At 52.0% G+C, this 17,903-nt stretch carries 19 protein-coding genes; 14 read left to right on the top strand and 5 right to left on the bottom strand.

The genetic code is table 11. The features are described from left to right. Positions 1-79: 79 nt before the first annotated feature. Complete coding sequence (locus Pr1d_RS03710) at positions 80-433, top strand: hypothetical protein (RefSeq protein ID WP_148072263.1); 354 nt, start codon at positions 80-82, stop codon at positions 431-433. 1,160 nt (positions 434-1,593) lie between these two features. Continuing rightward, positions 1,594-2,172, top strand: coding sequence for a hypothetical protein (locus tag Pr1d_RS03720; RefSeq protein WP_148072265.1), 579 nt, complete (start codon positions 1,594-1,596; stop codon positions 2,170-2,172). A 457-nt stretch (positions 2,173-2,629) separates the two neighbouring features. Here Pr1d_RS03720 and Pr1d_RS03725 read toward each other — a convergent pair whose 3' ends face one another. Next, on the bottom strand, positions 2,630-3,925 hold the full coding sequence (locus tag Pr1d_RS03725; RefSeq protein ID WP_148072266.1) for an adenylate/guanylate cyclase domain-containing protein: 1,296 nt from the start codon (positions 3,923-3,925) through the stop codon (positions 2,630-2,632). A gap of 233 nt (positions 3,926-4,158) precedes the next feature. On the opposite strand from Pr1d_RS03725, the gene Pr1d_RS03730 reads away from it, so the two are divergent. Next, positions 4,159-4,785, top strand: a complete 627-nt coding sequence (locus Pr1d_RS03730; protein WP_148072267.1) for a hypothetical protein — start codon at positions 4,159-4,161, stop codon at positions 4,783-4,785. A gap of 472 nt (positions 4,786-5,257) precedes the next feature. Here the strand turns inward: Pr1d_RS03730 and Pr1d_RS03735 are convergent, their stop codons facing one another. The 4 genes from Pr1d_RS03735 to Pr1d_RS03750 all read right to left on the bottom strand — a co-directional run bounded on the left by Pr1d_RS03735 (position 5,258) and on the right by Pr1d_RS03750 (position 10,589). Further along, the gene (locus tag Pr1d_RS03735; RefSeq protein ID WP_148072268.1) at positions 5,258-5,575 is read right to left on the bottom strand and encodes a hypothetical protein; all 318 of its coding nucleotides are present in this window, start codon (positions 5,573-5,575) and stop codon (positions 5,258-5,260) included. Positions 5,576-5,961: 386 nt separating this feature from the next. Then, entirely contained in the window at positions 5,962-7,197 is a 1,236-nt protein-coding gene (locus Pr1d_RS03740) for an ROK family transcriptional regulator (protein ID WP_148072269.1), read from the bottom strand. Positions 7,198-7,406: 209 nt separating this feature from the next. Beyond that, positions 7,407-8,507, bottom strand: coding sequence for a glycoside hydrolase family 18 protein (locus Pr1d_RS03745; protein WP_148072270.1), 1,101 nt, complete (start codon positions 8,505-8,507; stop codon positions 7,407-7,409). A 6-nt stretch (positions 8,508-8,513) separates the two neighbouring features. Beyond that, positions 8,514-10,589, bottom strand: coding sequence for a sodium:solute symporter family protein (locus tag Pr1d_RS03750; RefSeq protein ID WP_210417879.1), 2,076 nt, complete (start codon positions 10,587-10,589; stop codon positions 8,514-8,516). Between the two features lie 104 nt (positions 10,590-10,693). On the opposite strand from Pr1d_RS03750, the gene Pr1d_RS03755 reads away from it, so the two are divergent. The 11 genes from Pr1d_RS03755 to Pr1d_RS03805 all read left to right on the top strand — a co-directional run bounded on the left by Pr1d_RS03755 (position 10,694) and on the right by Pr1d_RS03805 (position 17,879). Beyond that, positions 10,694-11,941 (top strand): RNA polymerase sigma factor, encoded by a 1,248-nt coding sequence (locus Pr1d_RS03755; protein ID WP_148072271.1) that lies wholly within the window; start codon positions 10,694-10,696, stop codon positions 11,939-11,941. A gap of 165 nt (positions 11,942-12,106) precedes the next feature. Next, complete coding sequence (locus Pr1d_RS03760) at positions 12,107-12,514, top strand: YciI family protein (protein WP_148072272.1); 408 nt, start codon at positions 12,107-12,109, stop codon at positions 12,512-12,514. 91 nt (positions 12,515-12,605) lie between these two features. Next, positions 12,606-12,962 carry a YciI family protein gene (locus Pr1d_RS03765; RefSeq protein WP_148072273.1) on the top strand — a complete coding sequence of 119 codons (357 nt, stop codon included), beginning with the start codon at positions 12,606-12,608 and terminating at the stop codon, positions 12,960-12,962. Between the two features lie 13 nt (positions 12,963-12,975). Continuing rightward, entirely contained in the window at positions 12,976-13,401 is a 426-nt protein-coding gene (locus Pr1d_RS03770) for a VOC family protein (RefSeq protein WP_148072274.1), read from the top strand. Between the two features lie 51 nt (positions 13,402-13,452). Then, the gene (locus Pr1d_RS03775) at positions 13,453-13,911 is read left to right on the top strand and encodes an SRPBCC family protein (RefSeq protein WP_148072275.1); all 459 of its coding nucleotides are present in this window, start codon (positions 13,453-13,455) and stop codon (positions 13,909-13,911) included. Between the two features lie 161 nt (positions 13,912-14,072). Further along, positions 14,073-14,549: a carboxymuconolactone decarboxylase family protein gene (locus tag Pr1d_RS03780; protein WP_148072276.1), complete on the top strand. Its 477-nt coding sequence runs from the start codon at positions 14,073-14,075 to the stop codon at positions 14,547-14,549. A 112-nt stretch (positions 14,550-14,661) separates the two neighbouring features. Beyond that, positions 14,662-15,084, top strand: a complete 423-nt coding sequence (locus tag Pr1d_RS03785; RefSeq protein ID WP_148072277.1) for a YciI family protein — start codon at positions 14,662-14,664, stop codon at positions 15,082-15,084. A gap of 605 nt (positions 15,085-15,689) precedes the next feature. After that, positions 15,690-16,415, top strand: coding sequence for a DUF899 domain-containing protein (locus tag Pr1d_RS03790; RefSeq protein ID WP_148072278.1), 726 nt, complete (start codon positions 15,690-15,692; stop codon positions 16,413-16,415). Continuing rightward, on the top strand, positions 16,397-16,789 hold the full coding sequence (locus Pr1d_RS03795; RefSeq protein WP_148072279.1) for a YciI family protein: 393 nt from the start codon (positions 16,397-16,399) through the stop codon (positions 16,787-16,789). Before Pr1d_RS03790 ends, Pr1d_RS03795 begins: the two co-directional genes overlap by 19 nt. A 14-nt stretch (positions 16,790-16,803) precedes the next feature. Further along, on the top strand, positions 16,804-17,175 hold the full coding sequence (locus tag Pr1d_RS03800) for a YciI family protein (RefSeq protein ID WP_148072280.1): 372 nt from the start codon (positions 16,804-16,806) through the stop codon (positions 17,173-17,175). A gap of 68 nt (positions 17,176-17,243) precedes the next feature. Continuing rightward, positions 17,244-17,879, top strand: a complete 636-nt coding sequence (locus Pr1d_RS03805; RefSeq protein WP_168205036.1) for a DUF1579 domain-containing protein — start codon at positions 17,244-17,246, stop codon at positions 17,877-17,879. The last annotated feature ends 24 nt before the right edge of the window (positions 17,880-17,903 follow it).

The raw sequence follows: 17,903 nt of genomic DNA on the forward strand, positions 1-17,903 counted from the left end.
GTGTGGACACCCACCAGTAGTTAGCAGAAAGCGGTTTGTCCAGCGGTCGGATTCCCCACTCTACTCATCGGAGTTGGCAGTGAACAAAAACGTTATAAGTGGTGTTCTGGCCGTCCTCGTTCTCGCGGCTGTTGCCATACCCCACAATCTGCCTACCGAAATCAAGGATCCGTATGAATCGAAACTCTTGGGTTGGCTAATTAGCCTATGGATTTCGTGGGGTGTTGCTTTGCTCGTACTTATCATTGGCTGCAAGTTTGGCCCGAAACTGAATTACGACGAATCAGCAACACTTGGCGAAATCATTCACTGGAAGCACTTTCCGAAAAACTGGCGGGAGATGCTTTTTGTACTATTATTCTTCGCGGGTGTAGTCTTGGTGTTCATTTTGACTATCGCGTATATCTCTGCTTATGGGGAGCAGGGGCATTAGCCCCTCACTTGCCGCCCTCTCTGTCTTCCATCAAGTCGTCATCGATAAAGTGCGGCGTGAACAACCGCCGAGCTAAACGGCCGCTCGTTTCTGTGGACGGGCAGATTCTCCGATGCCATTTAGCGTGTCATGCCAACTGCTGGCTGAATGAAACCTCATCCCAGGTTCAATGGCTGTATTTGCTAGTTGTAAATGAACAATCGCAATGCTATACTCGCACCTGAGTGAAGAGCTCTTCAATAACCAGAGCAGCTCTACTTATGAGCGGCATTTTCTTCCATCTATTCGGAATCGCTTCGGTAGCAAGTGCAATACTTGTGGTGCTATTGTCTTTTGTGGTTTTTCATGAAAGGAAAGTGAGGCACCACATGTCGAGAGCAGTGCCGTTTTTCATTGCGTCTCTTGCCACTGCTGGGTCTTGTGCTTTCTCAGATGCAGGGCCAGTCCGCTGGGAATTTTCGGATGGTGGCAATGGCCATTGGTATGAAACCGTAGCGGGACCTTTTCAATCGACAGGTGTCACATGGTTTGAAGCGAGTCTCGATGCTGAATCACGAGGAGGATACCTGGCAACAATAAGCTCCGCTGCAGAAAATGATTTTGTGTTTGGCCTTGTCGACTCACCCTTATACTGGACAACAGATGGCATCGGGAATTTTTTTTGGGCCTTGGCTGGGAGGAGTGCAAGATACCAAAGCGTCAGGTCCAGCATCAGACTGGTTTTGGGTCACCGGTGAACCATTTACTTTCACCAATTGGCACCTAGGTGAACCGAACGATCTCTTTGGAAACCTAGAAGAAGATCGTATTGTTTTCTTCGCTTCCGAAGGCGTGTCCGGCAATCGATCCAATCTTTGGAACGACGAGTGGAGTATGAGACGTATTAACAACTACTATGTAATTGAGTATGTGCCGGAGCCCGCCACTTACGCTATAGCTCTTGCTTCACTATTCCAGGTGATTGGCCGACCTCGCTCTGGAAATCTCACCTCATTGCTTCTTAGATCACAACGTTCTGGGTGAGTTCCATGTTTCGGACTAATTAATAGTGGTCACATTGTCGCCTGACATCTTAATTTGACAAACTGCTAACCGTTAGTTGTTCGGAGTGCACAAGCCATAGGTGAGATCGGAGCAATCTATCATTTGAGGTAAATGAAATGATGAATCAGTTATCAATGGCTGTTGCAGTTTTATTCCTTGTTGGTTGCGGCGATCCTTATAAGGCAAAGCAAGACAAGCTAAAGGCGATTGAGTTGAAGTTGGACTCGAAAATCGCAGAATTGCAGGAGACTACGACGGCTCTGATTAGGTTACACCACGAGAGGATAGAAGCAGGGAGTTTGCCTGCTGATATAGTGGGGAGAGGGTTAGGGAAAACTCCACTTGAACAAAGCAATCGTCTGTTGACGTTACTAGGCGAGAGGAGCGAAGCCGAGATTTTGCCTGCTGATTTAGAGGAGAGAGAACTAGGTGAAGATCCACTTGAATCAAGCGATCGTCTGTTTGAGTTGCAGGGACAGGCAAAGCAACGATACGTCGCGAAGAAGGCCGAGACCGAACCGCAACGCCAGAAGCTGTACGAACGAATGATCATACTAAAGCAAGAGGTTGATGAATTAAAGAAGCAGCACACAGAACAAGTAGAGAGTTTGAGAGTCAAGGTAGGGCATAAGAGTTCAGATAAAGACAAAAGTAAGATAATCACTCAACCGCCAGGGCCACCTGACCCGAAGTGAGAAAAATCTGCGATAGACAGGGCATGTTGGGAGTGGTGTGCACAACCACTGAGGATAACAGCATCGTTCTAAGCACGTCAGCTTTATCGACCTTCGTACTTTCGCTCTCTTGGATTTGTAGCCAACTTACTCGATCGCTGACGGCAAGTCGGGACTAGGAACCCGAACGTCCTTTAGAACCCAGTGCGGCCATATGCCACTGGTACATGGATCTGGTTCAGCGGAGAAAAACATGTTCTGAGTTACTCGCGTTGTGTTGGCTCCAACAATCTGGGCGTGCACGGCGGCAGACGGGGAGAAAGAGATTGGTATCTGGGGGCATGGGACGGGGTTCCCCCCTTCGCGGGAATGACGGTGAGTGGTTGGAGGGGAGCGTCTCTCCGGTCATCCGCCGCGGCGGATGACCGGCGTGCCAATAGTCGCTCCGCGGCAATAGTGACCGACCTTACGGCCCGTGTTAAGCCCGATAGATGGTAACTGCCTTCTCTCTCCCTTTGACGTGGATTTCGTCGATTCGCTTTAGATCATGGGAACGAGTACAGGCCGCGAGGGCTTGGTCGCTGACGACCAGGTCAGCCTCCACTTGCTTGGTCATCCCTTCGAGTCGACTGGCTAGGTTGACCGTATCACCGATCACGGTATACGCCGCACGAGTGGAGGTACCTACATTGCCGGCCACGACGGGGCCAAAGTGAACACCGATGCCGTGTTTTAACTTGGACAATCCCTTTGACTCACGATCTCGATTGTGCGCGTCAATGGCCCCCATCATTGCTTGGGCACATTCGACTGCACGATCGGCGTCGTCGGGTTTGGGAAGCGGTGCTCCAAATACGGCCATGATGCCATCTCCCATGAACTTGTCGATGATTCCTCCATGTTCGGTGATCGTGTCGACCATCACGCTCATGTAGTCGTTGAGTTGTTCGACGATTTCTTCTGGTTCCAACGACTCTGAGTAGGTGGTAAAACCGCGAAGATCGGAGAATAGCACAGCCACATTTTGTCGCTCCCCACCAAGACGAAGCTCAGACTCCTTCAACACTTTGTCGGCCACTTCGGGCGATATATAGGCGCCCAACTTGGATCTAGCTGATTCGGACAGTAGCGTTTCATTGGCAGACTGTTCGACCAAGCGGCACGTTCGAGTGGCAATCGTCACTCCTAAGACCGCGGAACCGATCAGCCCGATTCCTACCGTGAGCCATTCAGCCCAACCGATGACGCGCAGATTGTCGACTTGAATAGTGCTGGTTGTCACAAGAGCAATCAACATCGCGCTGTTGATGGCCGCGCCGAAGTAGGCTGCGGCGGGTGACAAGCGGACCCCCGCAGTAACGATTGCCAGATAGACAAACGACGCACCATGGACTTCGACAATACTGTCATGCGATGCACCCGGAGCCAGCACATACATCAGCACCAACGAATTGATGAGAATAGCATCGATGGTGATCGAGGTGTAAGTAAGTGCCGCACTGGGGTTCGTGTTACGAAGGCGATAAAAGACGTACAAGCTCCATCCTAGGCCCAACATGCCAAGCACAAATGCAGCCACGGCCCGGGGTACAAGCTCCAAGAGATATTCGCCGTGGACAATCGGCCACATGAGTGTCACAGTCAAACCACACACAAGCCGCGCCCAAGCGACTCCCAATTCACCTTCCCGTGCCGCTGCGCCGAGAAGATCCGCAACGATCGCCTGCGCGCGGTTGCTATTTGCTGAAAATGGAGGATTATTGATCGGGAGCATTTTGATTTGAGAACGTGCAAATGGTGTTCATGATGCACTGGTCAGAAGTAATCTTGGTTTTCCAGATATTTTAACGGGTGCTTCCGTATGACAGGAGCCAGTCTCATCCCGATTGGCCAGAATTCAATTCATTTTGGCACATTCAAAGGGATCTGAGTTGAAATACCAGAACGTATTGATAGCCGAAGTAGGGGACCGAGTGCTTCTTGAGGGATGACGAGTGTACTCTGGAGATGACGCTTGTCAACGATTGGAGCGTGCTGCCGGTGGTTGGGGGACTCGTTGCCGTAGACCTTGGCCAAGGTGCATTGATGACGCTACTGCTGGTCAGCCTCCTCTGCTTATTCGTGATGAGCAAACAGGTCGAGAACCCGGTCATCACAGCTGAATTCAAACAGGCCGAATTCGCACAGGAGTTTGATCTCGATAACGTCAACTTCATCAGCAACGCGGAACTCGAAGAAAGGTTTTTGAACACGGCGGCTGTGGTACTTGCGGTTGGAATGACGTCGAGAGTTCGCCACGTTGAATCTTCGCTACTCGGCCAGACTTCTTCCCTCACCTCTGACTCGCGCTTAGCGCCTCCCTGCTTCTCCCGCCCCAGACTCGCCAATCGTCGCTCCGCGGCAATTTCCAAGCCACTCCCCCGGTCCCTTCTCGATTCTCGCAACTCAGAACTCGCAACTTCCCTCAATTTTCTTGTAGAAATTGTGCCACTCGATTCGTTAACATGCGCGTCGAGTGCTCAGAGTCTCGTGCCAATCACTCTGGCTCCACGCTGCGCAGTGAATGGCCACAAGAAACCCAGCGCGGCCTTGTGCCGCAACCAAACAAGGCTGAATTCAGCCGCCGACACCTAAAGAATGGCCGAATCAAGAGAATTCCAGGTTACTGATTAAACGCAGAGGTCGCCGAGACGCTGAGATTCGCAGAGAAAGAAAATGAGTAGCTTTCCTCTGCGTTTTAAGAATAATTTGTGAAAGCTGCGAAGAATTGAATCGTTAGTAGCACAAAGATGTGCAAGAAGGAAGAATAGTTGTTATTGTACTTTTCGTGTCTTCTCGTGCTTTTCGTGGCTACTGACAACTGACAATTCTGCGCGGAGGCTGCGCAGATGGGTGACACTTGGGTTTTTGTCGCGGGGAGACGGAATTTTGTTTTCAAAACTATTGAAGAATTGCTCTGAAACTCGGGGAAAGTCAACAACTTGGATTTAGTTTTATATTTTTGTTTTATCGTTTCAATAAAATCAGCCGAACGAAACTCCCCCTCCGGAGGAGCAGTAGCCAGCCCGGGGAGGGGATTAGGAGAACGGGGTAATGGGTCAAGTTCTCAATGCCCGTGGTGCCAATGCCCCGTCTGGTGGTAATCGTAGTGGCCAGGGATATAGTCATAATGGTTGTAGTGCCTTACGAATCCGCCCGGATGATAGTCGTAGTGGCTCGTGTCATGCCAATAGTGCCTTCCACCTCGGTGGCCCCTGTGATACACATGGTGGCGTGGACCATCATGATACCCGTTATTCCAACCTCCGTAGTAGCCTGAATGCCCTACTCCAACGAAAAACCCTTGAGCCTTGGCATCGTTGGTAACCAAGGCAAAGCTACCCAGCACCAACATTGCCGCAATTAATAATTTCGCAATTTTCATTTTGATTCCCCTCTGATGACAGTCTCTCGGCCCGTTGAATTCTGGCCAATAGAAGCAATCGCGAATTGTGTGCCGATTTGGTAGCACACGATAAATCGGCAAAAATTGCCGATTCTTGCTGGTCAGCGCGAAGGGGAGATTGCGATCAATTTGGTCGCGCCTGTCGTCTGAATGATTTGATGTGAGAAGGGAAAGCTATTTTCCTCGAGAGGCCGGAGACTGGTCAGCTTCAGAAAGTCCAACTTGACATGTTCGTCCACCGCGTCCGTTACTATGACATGGAACCGGGTAGATTTCACGGAGAAATAGAAGAACTAAAGACTGGGACTTGTTCTCGCAGAAGCACAGAGACTACGTTGGTTGCGGCCTGAAGTTGCGATAAGATATCAATTGGATACCAACGCTTCTTCACTCACTCCGTTCTGAGAATCATTCTGTCTCAAAGAACTTAAATAGCCATCCAGATTGGGCACCAAAGAGTCGGTAAGATAGTTGATCACGCTTGCGACGGTACCATCTTGCAAGCTGCAACTCGCAAGGGAAAACTCGCATGCTGACACCGAAGGTTCCAAGGCAAGCGCCTTGGTTTTCTCAACCAACCTATTAAGTAATTCGGGACACGCCTCAAAAACGCGTCCGTAGATGAAGAAGGTACCTGGATTAAGAATATTCACGACATGAGCCAGTCCGATAGCCAGATACTCACACATCCGCTCCAATTCATTGATGGCCTGCTGGTCGCCCGCTTGGGCCATTTCTAGAACTTCGTTGATTCGGACTGGGCGACCTAGAATACCCGACATTCGCTTTTCGATGGCCCACTCGCTGGCAACGGATTCGAGGCAGCCTCGTTTTCCACAGACACACATCTCTCCATCGGGAACGATCAGATTGTGACCAATCTCTCCTGCAAATCCACTGTCTCCGGTGAGGAATCGGCCCTCCACCATCAGGCCTAAACCAATACCAGCACACAGGTCAAGCATCGCAAAATTAGAGATCTCCTTGGCATTGCCATGCAATCGTTCTGAAAGCGAGAGGGCATGCGAATCGCGAACGATAACACACTCTTGCCCCAAGTGTGCTTGGATATCTCTACCAATCGATTTGCCATTAAGGAATGGCATATTTGCCGACAAGACAACGACTTGTTCGCGATAGTCGATTACGGCCGGCACGCTAACGCCCACGCCCAGGGTCTTTTTGCCACCCTGAAGCATGAGTTGCTTGGCACTGGTTTCGAATTCTTTGAGTAGCGTTTCGTAGGTAGCTGGCGTGGAAAATCGGACCATGCTTTCTTCGTGGACTACTCCGTTCAAATCACCAACGACGACTGTACATTCATCTCCACCAAGTGTGATGCCAATGACTTGAGAGTTTTCACTCGCCAAGCGGAGTCGTTTCGCTGGACGCCCCGGGCCTTCCGAAGTATCGTCGATTTCTTCCAGCAGTTGCGAATCCAAGAGCGAAGAGACCGCCTTGGCTACAGTGGGAAAGGTGACTCCAATGTATTTCGACATCTCGGACCGCGTCGAAGGGCCCCGTTCTTGGATCATCTTCAAGACAAGACGCTCATTGATCTTGCTGAGCAGCTTAGGTTGAAATGGTGAAACATTGTTCATTGGTAGGTCACTTGCGTTTTTGCCGAGGCATTCGTCTGCTGTCTATTTTAAGCGACGTTGAATTAAACATTCAAGCCAGTTTTCCCCTGCGAATGGGAAAAAGGCAGAGCATGTGGGCACATCGCTCTATCGACAGCATAATCGGTAGCGTGGGCGCCGCCCGGCGGAACCCACCGTGGGGTTAGAAAAATTTGTGGGCGGTGCCCACCCTACTTGCGCATCTTCTCTTTTGCCGCTTCTTGCAGTGGATTGCTGCCATCAGAGAGACGGTCGCCGGCGATTTGCCAAAAGAAGACACCGCGGAGACCCTGCTTCATGGCCCATTCAGTTTTGAGCGAGGTCGATTGCTCATCGTCGTAGCATATGATCTCCGAACCATCCTTGGCAATCAGCCAAGGGTTCTTGGTTTCATCGTCCCAGGTGCGTTTCCAATTCGGTTCCGCTTTTAGCTCAGCGATTTGCCGATAATTAATTGCATCACGCCGGGGTTGAGGTGCATCGACCGTCGTTGCATAGGGTGCTTCGACAGCAAACACGCGGCCATAGAGCGGGAGACCAACCGCCAAACGCTCGGCTGGATAGTTGCGGCCTTCGATCAGGTATTGAATCGCCGAATCGGTGGAAAACTTTTCTCCCTCGGGAACCTTGGATGACAAATAGAGCGGAGATTGATGGCCGGCGAAATCTGTCCAAGGACCTGTGAAGTCATAGGTCATGAGATTTATCCAGTCCATATTCTCCAACAGCAGTTCGTTTGTGAGCCATTTCAATCGATCGGGATGACAGTTGACCGCCATGGTCAGAAGCATAGGCCGCTGTTTCTTTTCACCCAACTCATCGAGCAACTTGCGAAACTGGCGGGTCATCCGCTCGAAGCACACGATTTCCGTCTTCGTGTCTGGATATTCCCAGTCGAAATCGATGCCGTCGTAGTCGTAGCCATCAACGACGTTCATTACCTCCTGCACATAGCGATCCTCGGCTTGCCGACCCTGGCTCATGGCGATAAATGGCTCCTCGCTCCCCCCCCCACCCAGCGATATCAGCACTTTCACACCCGCCTGATGGGCATCGTGAGTCAATTGGCGATTGGGAACATGCTCTCGCAGATTCAAACTTCCATCGTCACTCGCCCCCAGAAATGCATGAGCGAGATGGGTGTAGAGACCGAAGTTGATATCGCGTGGCAGACCGGCGACATATCCCAGAAAGACTTTTTCTGTAGTCGATTCGTTGGAAGGGGCAGCGCAAACGTGGGACCAAGCCAGAGAGCAAATCAACAGAGCAATCAAGAAACTTGTGGATCGCATTGTCACCTACTCCGTTCTCAATCTGCCAAAAAGCTTAAACAGACAGAACGTACTCACGAGCGCAATAACGCCCAGCACTGTTGCCTGCACCGTTTTGCCGTACACAATGCCGCCGATGGTGAACAGCGAACAATAGATAGCCACGCAACCCAAGAACACGCACAAAATCTGCACAGGCATTTCCCACGCCTGACCATGAATCTTTTCGTCGATCATGTCCCCGTCGGCCCGTGCCTCGGCTACAACTTTCGCCCAGCCTGGCCCTCCCGGGTGGCACCTGCGGAAAAAGCTCCGCAAGGTCGCGTTGCTTTCTGGTTTGGTGACAAATGTTCCCACCAGCCATGCCACGGTGGTAGCGGCCACGCTGATGAGAAGTTTGCCCGTGAATCCGTCGATGGGGCCCCAAGTCGTGGCACTATCGTCAACAAACAACACGAGCCAGAAAGCAAAGATGGCCGATACGACCATCGCAAAGATTTCTGACCAAGCATTGATCCGCCACCAGAACCAGCGCAAGAGATAGATGGCACCCGAACCAGCCCCGGAAAGGAGCAAAATATTGAAAGCCTCTGTGGCACTGGTGAGTACTAGGGAGAGACAGCCCGCAAAGACCATCAGGGTAACGGTGCTGATGCGTCCCTTGAGGACCAAGTCCTTTTCCGTGGCATCGGGCCGAATGAACCGCTTGTAGAAATCGTTCACCACATAGGAAGAACCCCAGTTTAGGTGCGTGCCGATGGTGGACATGTAAGCGGCTATGATCGAGGCGATCACGATGCCCAGAAAACCGGGTTTCAGTTTGGAGATCATCGCCGGATAGGCGATGTCCTGGGCGATCACCGATTCGTTGACGTGGGGGAACGCAGATTGAATATCGGCAAGGCCTGGAAAACAAACCAGCGAAGCGAGTGCCACCACGATCCACGGCCAAGGCCGCAACGCGTAATGGGCAAAGTTGAACAACAATGTCGCCCCGATAGCGTTTTTCTCATCTTTGGCCGCCAACATCCGCTGGGCAATGTATCCCCCACCTCCCGGCTCGGCGCCGGGATACCAAACCGACCACCATTGGACGGCCACCGGTATAAAGAGCAGGGGAACCCATTGACTGGGGTCGGAGAAATCGGGAAGGATCTGGATCTTGTCCGCCACGTTTGCTTCCTTTAACAAGTCAGCCATGGAGTAATTGCTGGTAAACTCCGCAACTTGATCGGATGCGATCGTACCGTCCTCAACAGCTCTCTCGGCTGCCGATTTAGCAGCCTCTCCCAAGGAGACCACTGCGGCATACACCGCGCCGAACATAGCAATTCCATATTGAAAAAAGTCGGCCCAGATACAGCCCTTGAGACCACCGAGCGTGGCATAGATCACCACGCCGAGCGAGCCATAGAGCACGCATTCCCACTTTTCGATGCCGAACATGAGCGAGCCATATTTTATGACGGCCAAGGTAACCGACGCCATGATCAGAATATTAAAGAAGACGCCCAAATAGATGGAGCGAAACCCCCGCAGAAACGACGCCGGCTTGCCGCCGTAGCGCAGTTCATAGAACTCCAGATCCGTCATTACATGGCTGCGTCGCCACAGCTTGGCATAGATAAACACAGTAACCATGCCCGTGATCAAGAAGGCCCACCAGGCCCAGTTCTTGGAAACACCGTTTTCGCGCACCATGCCGGTCACCAGATTAGGAGTGTCGGCAGAGAAAGTGCAAGCGACCATCGAGATGCCCAACAACCACCAGGGCATCCCGCGCCCACCGAGGAAAAACTCAGCAGAACTCTCCCCCGCGGAACGTGAGGCGACGATGCCGATCCCAATCACGACAGCAAAGAAGACGGCGATGATCGCGTAGTCAATAGCGTAGAGTCGAATTGCAGAAACGGCTGTTAGTGCCGTGATATAAGGAAGTTGAATAATATCTATTCTTTCTAAAGCGGCTACAGTCGCCCTAACTAAGGATTGGGACTGAAGTAGCCTGTTATTTAACGACCTATTCGAAACGAGTGTGTCATTGTAGATTGTGCGACGGTGACGTCCAGAGATTTGATTGCAGTCTGTGTGAAGTCTTGCCAATATGGATCGTAATGTGATGCCCTCGTCAGGTTAGTTGCCGGTAGCAGGCACTTGATAGGATAATTTCATAGCCACCCACCGATCAGGCCTCATGGACCCTCCCGATGAGCGAAATCATAGCCGAGCAAGTGCAAGACATTGTCGACACCATCTATCGCACCGAGTCTCGGCGGGTCTTTGCCACGCTTGTGCGGCTGCTAGGCGATTTTGATCTGGCTGAGGAAGCACTCTCTGATGCCTTTGCCGCGGCAGTGGAGAAGTGGCCAGCGGAAGGGGTGCCGGCCAATCCTCGAGCGTGGCTTGTCTCGGCCGGACGGTTCAGAGCGATAGACACCATGCGCCGGCGGGCGCGCTTCGATGCCTCGCTTGAGTCCATTGCCGATCGAATCAATACGGATCATGAGGAGCTCATCAACGACGAGGAAGTAGCCGATGATCGCCTCCGACTGATCTTCACCTGCTGCCATCCTGCGTTGTCACCAGAGGCACAGGTTGCCCTCACCTTGCGGGAAGTTTGTGGACTGACCACCGAGGCGATCGCTAGCGCCTTTCTGACCGCCCCCTCGACCCTGGCTCAAAGGATCGTGCGGGCCAAGGCAAAGATTCGCGATGCGAAGATTCCGTACCAGATACCCTCGCGTGCAGAATTGTCCGAGCGGCTTGAACCGGTTCTGCAAGTTGTCTACTTAGTGTTCAATGAGGGTTACGCGGCTTCGTCGGGCGATTCACTCACGCGGCCTGATCTATCGGGCGAAGCGATTCGCTTGGGACATCTACTGGTGGAACTGCTGCCCGACCCGGAAGTCATGGGTCTATTGGCGCTCATGCTGCTGCATGAATCCCGCCGCGCGGCGCGGACTTCGCCAACCGGCGAGATCATTCTCTTGGAGGATCAAGACCGAACTCAATGGAATGATGCTATGATCGCGGAAGGCAAATCGCTGGTCGAGGAGGCGATGTCATCCAAGGAGGTTGGCCCCTATACCGTACAGGCAGCAATTGCGTCGGTGCATGCTAACGCTGCCGGACCTGAGGTGACCGATTGGGGACAAATCGTGACCCTGTACGACATCTTGTCACAAGCCAACCCGTCACCCGTGGTCGAACTCAACCGAGCAGTCGCTGTGGCAATGCGCGATGGACCGGCGGCGGGCATCGGGCTTATCGACGCCATTCTGGCCCGTGGCGAACTGGCCGACTATCATCTGGTCCACGCCGCTCGTGCAGATCTTTGTCGACGAATGGGAAAGTACGACGAAGCCCGGGATTCGTATCGTCGTGCACTCGAATTGGCAAAGCAAGAACCGGAACGGCAGTTTCTGGAAAAGCGACTGCAGGAACTTTCAAAGTAAGCGCCGTGTGCCTCGTTGCGGCACGGCTGAGCGAGCTAGCCGCAAAATGTGATTCGAAAATAGAAATTTTTCGGACCGTTGTCGATTTTGTCTCCTCCCCTTCGACTAATGGGTAGCAAGCAATAAAATTAGTCCCTTTCTTCGAGCAATTTTCTGGAGGACGCTATGAAATTCATTTGTCTTGGCTACCTGGACCAAGCGAAATATGAAGCACTTTCTGAGGCCGAGGGGAAGGCGATGATGGAAGAGTGCTTTGCCTATGACGACGAACTCCGCCGTGGAGGGCATTTTCTCGGCGGCGAGGCACTGCAAAATGCCAGCAAAGCCGTGACCCTGTGGGTTCGCAATGGTAAAGTCGCCGCCACGGACGGTCCCTACGCCGAGACCAAAGAACAACTTGGCGGCATTCTAATTCTCGAAGCCCGAAACCTGGATCATGCGATCGAGCTAATGTCCAAGCATCCCGGCGTCCGCGTCGGGCCATTCGAGATTCGTCCGGCGGATGAACAAGTCAATGCGCTTGTCGCCGCTCGAGATGCGGCCTTCGCCGAAAAAAATAGTGCTATAAAATAACTCCGAACAAGTGTCGATCCCAGCGTATGCAGTTCGACTATTTCGAAACGAGCGTTTTTCGCCTACAGAAACAGCCGATTTCCAAGGAACAATGATGTATTACCTTTGCCTGGCCTATGGAGATGAAGCGGGCTGGAACTCTCTGAGCGACGGCGAAAAACAGGAAGTTCTCGCTCAAGATGCCGTCATCCGAGATCGGGGCAATGTTATGTCGGCGGTACAGACGCAGGTCACGTCAGTACGGAACTGGAATAAGAAACTTGATTTAAGAGAGGAACCCTTCCTACAACAAAATCTGCCACTTGCTGGGTTTGCAGTGATTGAAGCCAAGAATCGGTCCGAGGTTGTCAAGCTTGTATCCAATACTCCTTGTGCTCGAGCACAGGGAGTCATTGAGATTCGCGAGTTCTGGAACATTGGCAACGTTGTCACATCACCACGAGATTAACGGAGAATACTCCATGACTAGAATGATCTTTATCAACTTGCCCGTCACTGACCTCACAAAGTCGATGGCATTTTATGAATCCCTCGGGTTTGTCAACAATCCCCATTTCACCGACGAGACGGCAGCATGCATGGTTTGGAGCGAAGCGATCAACGTCATGCTACTCACGCACGAGAAATGGCGAACCTTCACAAGCCGGGAAATTCCACCAATGACGTCCAGTGAAGTGATGCTCGCTCTAACCTGTGATAGTCGAGAAATTGTCGACAAGTTGAATGAGCTAGCTGCAAAGAACGGTGGCACCGCCGACATCAATCCGAAGCAGGATCTAGGTTTCATGTACAATCGCAACCTGGCTGATAGGGATGGCCACGTTTGGGAAATGTTTTGGATGGACCCAGCCGCGATACCGGCAGCCGGTTCGGCTACTGAAAAATAGCCGCCCTGGAATGTAAACCGCGTACAACTAAGAAACAGTGGAGATCCAATCATGTCTGGTCCATCCAACAGCGTCAAATTACACCGCGTTTTGCGAGCATCGGCTGAGCGTATCTACAATGCCTTTCTCGATCCCGACGCGAAGGCGCGGTGGTTGCCACCCTATGGATTCATCGGCAAAGTTCATGAGATGAACGCCGAAGTTGGTGGCGGCTACCAGATGTCGTTCACCAACTTCTCTACAGGCAGTAGTCATTCATTTAGTGGCAAATTTGTCGAACTTACTCCTCACGAGCGGATTCGATACACGGACAAATTCGACGATCCGAATCTACCGGGTGAAATGGAGGTGACTGTTACCCTACGCCCAGTCATTTGTGGAACGGAGCTTCACATCCTGCAAGAGAATATTCCTGAGGCGATTCCCGCTGAGATGTGCTACCTCGGCTGGCAGGAGTCTCTCTTGCAGCTTGCCCATCTCGTCGAACCAGAAATCCCCGACGGAGAGTAACATTTAAGAATTACTGGCGATGCAGGCAGAAATGTATCGGCTCTCTCGCAGTGACAAGATGTCGTCTCAAAGTTGCCTGCCGGCCCTAGGATTCATCAGTTCCGTGAGAATACAATTCCAAACGGGATGAATAGCAGACCTTCACCATAAGGAGCCACGCGATGTCTTCGCGAATCGATTATCAACATGTTGCCCCAGACGCGTTCCGTGCCATGTTTGGGCTGGAAAGATATATTCGAGGTTGCGGCCTGGAAACGTCTCTCATCGAATTGGTCAAGATGCGCGCCTCGCAAATCAATGGTTGCGCACACTGCCTGGACATGCACTCGAAGGATGCTCGTTCCCAAGGTGAAACGGAACAGCGACTCTATCTCTTGAGTGCCTGGCGTGAAGCACCGTTCTACAGTGAGCGTGAACGAGCAGCCCTGGCCTGGACAGAAGCATTAACGCTGATTGCCGAGGACGAGGTCTCCGATGAGTTGTACGACGAGGTGCGACAGCATTTTTCGGAGGAAGAACTTGTCAAACTAAGCCTGGCAGTCGTCACGATCAATGGCTGGAATCGTTTGGCGATCGGGTTTCGAGCAGATGTGGGCAACTATGAACCGGGTTCGATGGAGAAACCGGCAACTAAGTAAGTTGCGGCGACCTAAAAAATAATTTCCGTGCTTGTCGATTTGGCCATTCTCCAAACGACTACTTGGTGACAGACGACAATTGAGGCAACATTCCCTATGGAGGTTCAGATCTATGCGATTCATGGTCCTAGTAAAGGCTGACAAAGATTCTGAAGCTGGCGTGATGCCTAGTGAAGAACTCCTTACTGAGATGGGTAAGTTCAACGAGAAATTGGTTAATGCTGGTGTCATGTTAGCCGGCGAAGGGCTCCACCCCACTTCGAAGGGAGTGCGGGTAAAGTTCTCCGGGAAACAACCGTCTGTGATCGATGGTCCGTTCGCCGAAACCAAGGAACTTGTCGCGGGCTTTTGGATCTGGAAGTGCGATTCACTCGCCAAAGCGATCGACTGGATTAAGCAGAGCCCGTTTCAAGATACGGAGATCGAAATCCGCCAAATCTTTGAAGCAGAGGATTTTGGCGCCGAGTTGACGCCTGAACTTCGCGAGCAAGAAGAACGACTGCGAGCCAAAGCCGAGGAGCTTAGCAAAACCTGATCTCACTTTTAGAAAACCCTAGCCGGAGGCACACTTGCCGCCGGGACACCCGGACCAAGGTGTTGGTCCGGCTAAGGTGAGAACATTCATATCGCCAAGCAACATTCAAATCTAAGGAGCCCCTTATGACCAATCCATTCGAGGTTCACGCCAAAGGCTGGTTTAGCATCATCAAGGATCTCAGGACGGCCTTACTCGGACTATGGCAGGGCACAAATTAGCCCGCGACCCAAGGCATATTCAGAAAGAGACCACCGATGTGCCGGACATGTAAACAATCGCGCACGCCAGTTTCTGGAACGAAGCCCACCAAGATCGTTGGTTGGTTTGGCAGCATCCTCGGTTGGCTACTGCCAAGTGTGGGACTCGCAATAATGCCCAAATGTCCGGCGTGCGTGGTAGGCTATGTGGCATTGGCTACCGGAGTTGGCATTTCGGCATCTACCGCGACCTTTCTGCGCACGGGTTTGGTCGTTTTGTGTGTGGGGTTGCTGCTCTTAGGTGTGGTAAAGGCGACTCGTTATTTGCTTCCACAAATACGCCACAGAGAACAAATAGTTTGATCCTTGATTTCATAGAAACTTCATTTCCGAGGAGTACAAAGGATGGCTACAATCACAATCGCTTGTCCAGAAATCGTATCGCAAACCGAATGGCAACAGGCGCGGGACAAATTGCTTGTGAAAGAAAAAGCGGCGATGAAGGCGAGCGACGCCTTGGCTGCTGAACGGCGTCGTCTGCCGATGGTTCGCATCGAGAAAGACTATGTCTTCGAAGGGCCCCAGGGCAAGGTAAAGCTTGTCGATTTGTTTGAAGGACGAAGTCAACTGGCACTTTACCACTTTATGTTTGCCGAAGGAGTCAGCGGGTGGCCAGAGGCGGGATGCCCAGGATGTTCCCTGGTCATCGATAACATCGGCTATCCTGAACATTTTAACGTCCGTGATTTGTCTTTTGCGATCGTATCCCGCGGTCCGCTGGCAAATCTCGAAGCCTACAAGAAACGTATGGGCTGGAATTATCCCTGGTACTCGTCTGAGGGAACAACGTTCAATGAAGACTTCGGTGTGACGACTCCGCAAGGCGAGACCTTCAGGCTGAGTTTCTTTTTGAAGAATGGCGATGACATTTTTCAAACTTACTACACAACTAACCGTGGTGCGGAAGTACTGCTGAGCAACTTCGCCCTGCTCGATATGGCTCCCTACGGTCGGCAAGAAGACTGGGAAGATTCGCCATCCGGCTGGCCTCAGTCGAAACCCTACATCTGGTGGCGTCGCCACGATGAACACGAAACTCAAAAGGAGCAATCATGCAATACATGCTGTTAATCTACTCCGACGAAAACGACTGGACTCAAGAAGAACGCGAGCACTGCTATAAGGAGTCTACCGAACTCACACAGGAACTAAACAAACGAGGACAATTCGTCTCGGCTTCGCCCTTGGAATCCGTATCAACGGCGACGAGTGTGCGCGTGCGCGATGGCAAACGGACGGTAACCGATGGTCCCTTTGCCGAGACTCGCGAGCAACTTGGCGGGTACTTCATTGTTGAGGCCAAGGATCTCAACGAGGCAATTGCCATCGCCAGTCGTATCCCTTCGGCTCGCAAGGGAACTGTCGAAGTACGACCCGTCGTGGAATTGGCTGGCTTGCCAACCCCCAATAGTGCTGTGACATCTCAAACTTCACCAATCTACTGAATGAATCGAAGAACATGAAATTCATATTGCTATGTTACGATGACGAGCAAGCCTGGCAACAAGCGGGTAAGGCGGCACATGAAGCGGCAATTGCTGAAGCCGTGCAGCTTACTCACGAACTCCAGAAGAGAGGGCAATACATTCGCTCGGCGCCGCTTCACCCTACGGCGACTGCAACCAGTGTACGGGTTCGCGAGGGGAAGAAGTTGGTGACGGATGGTCCGTTTGCTGAGACCCGTGAGGTGCTCGGTGGATTTCATTTGATCGATGTAAATAGCCTCGAAGAGGCAATTGATATTGCTGGCCGACATCCTGGGGCCCGCATAGGGTGCGTTGAGATCAGGCCGATTGTTGAGCTGACAAGTCTGCCCGCTATCAACACTTAAGTTGCGAGAATGATGACGAAGTTGTTTCCAAATCAACTGTTTCCTTTCTTTTTCCTATGGAGGTTCCTATGAACACGAAGATTTTGGCTGCTAGTTTTGGTTCGTTGATTTTGGGCAGCGCGCTCGCTGTGGCCGCTACTTCAACGGATGCATCGTCTTCCGATCAGGCACAAATGCAATTGCCACCAGGCTGGACGATGGAAGACATGCAGGCGGTCATGGAGGCAGGGACGCCCGGCAAGATGCACGAGCGTTTGGCCAAGGACGTCGGCACTTGGGACTGTGAGACGACCATGTGGATGGTTCCCGACAGTGAGCCGATGAAAAGCAGCGGCACGGCCACATACACAGCGTTGATGGATGGCCGCTTTGTAAAGTGCGAGATGGATGGCGAAATGCCCGGCATGGGCCCTTACCATGGCCTGGGAATCGCTGGTTACGACAATGTCTCGAAAGAGTTCGTGTCTAATTGGCTGGACAATCACGGCACTGGCATCATGAACGGAACGGGAGAACTTTCGTCCGACGGCAAGACGCTCACTTGGGAGTACACAGGCAATTGCCCTGTCACTAAGCAGCCGATCGTGATGCGTGAGGTAGAAACAGTGACCGGTCCCAACACCAAGACGATGGAAATGTTCGGCGAAGACCCCAAGAGTGGCAAAGAATTCAAGATGATGCACATTGAATTCACCAAGCAGTAAGTCGGTTAGTTTCTTCTCTCGCAG

Origin of the sequence: Bythopirellula goksoeyrii (genome assembly GCF_008065115.1) — a bacterium.
In the GTDB taxonomy this organism is placed as follows: domain Bacteria; phylum Planctomycetota; class Planctomycetia; order Pirellulales; family Lacipirellulaceae; genus Bythopirellula; species Bythopirellula goksoeyrii.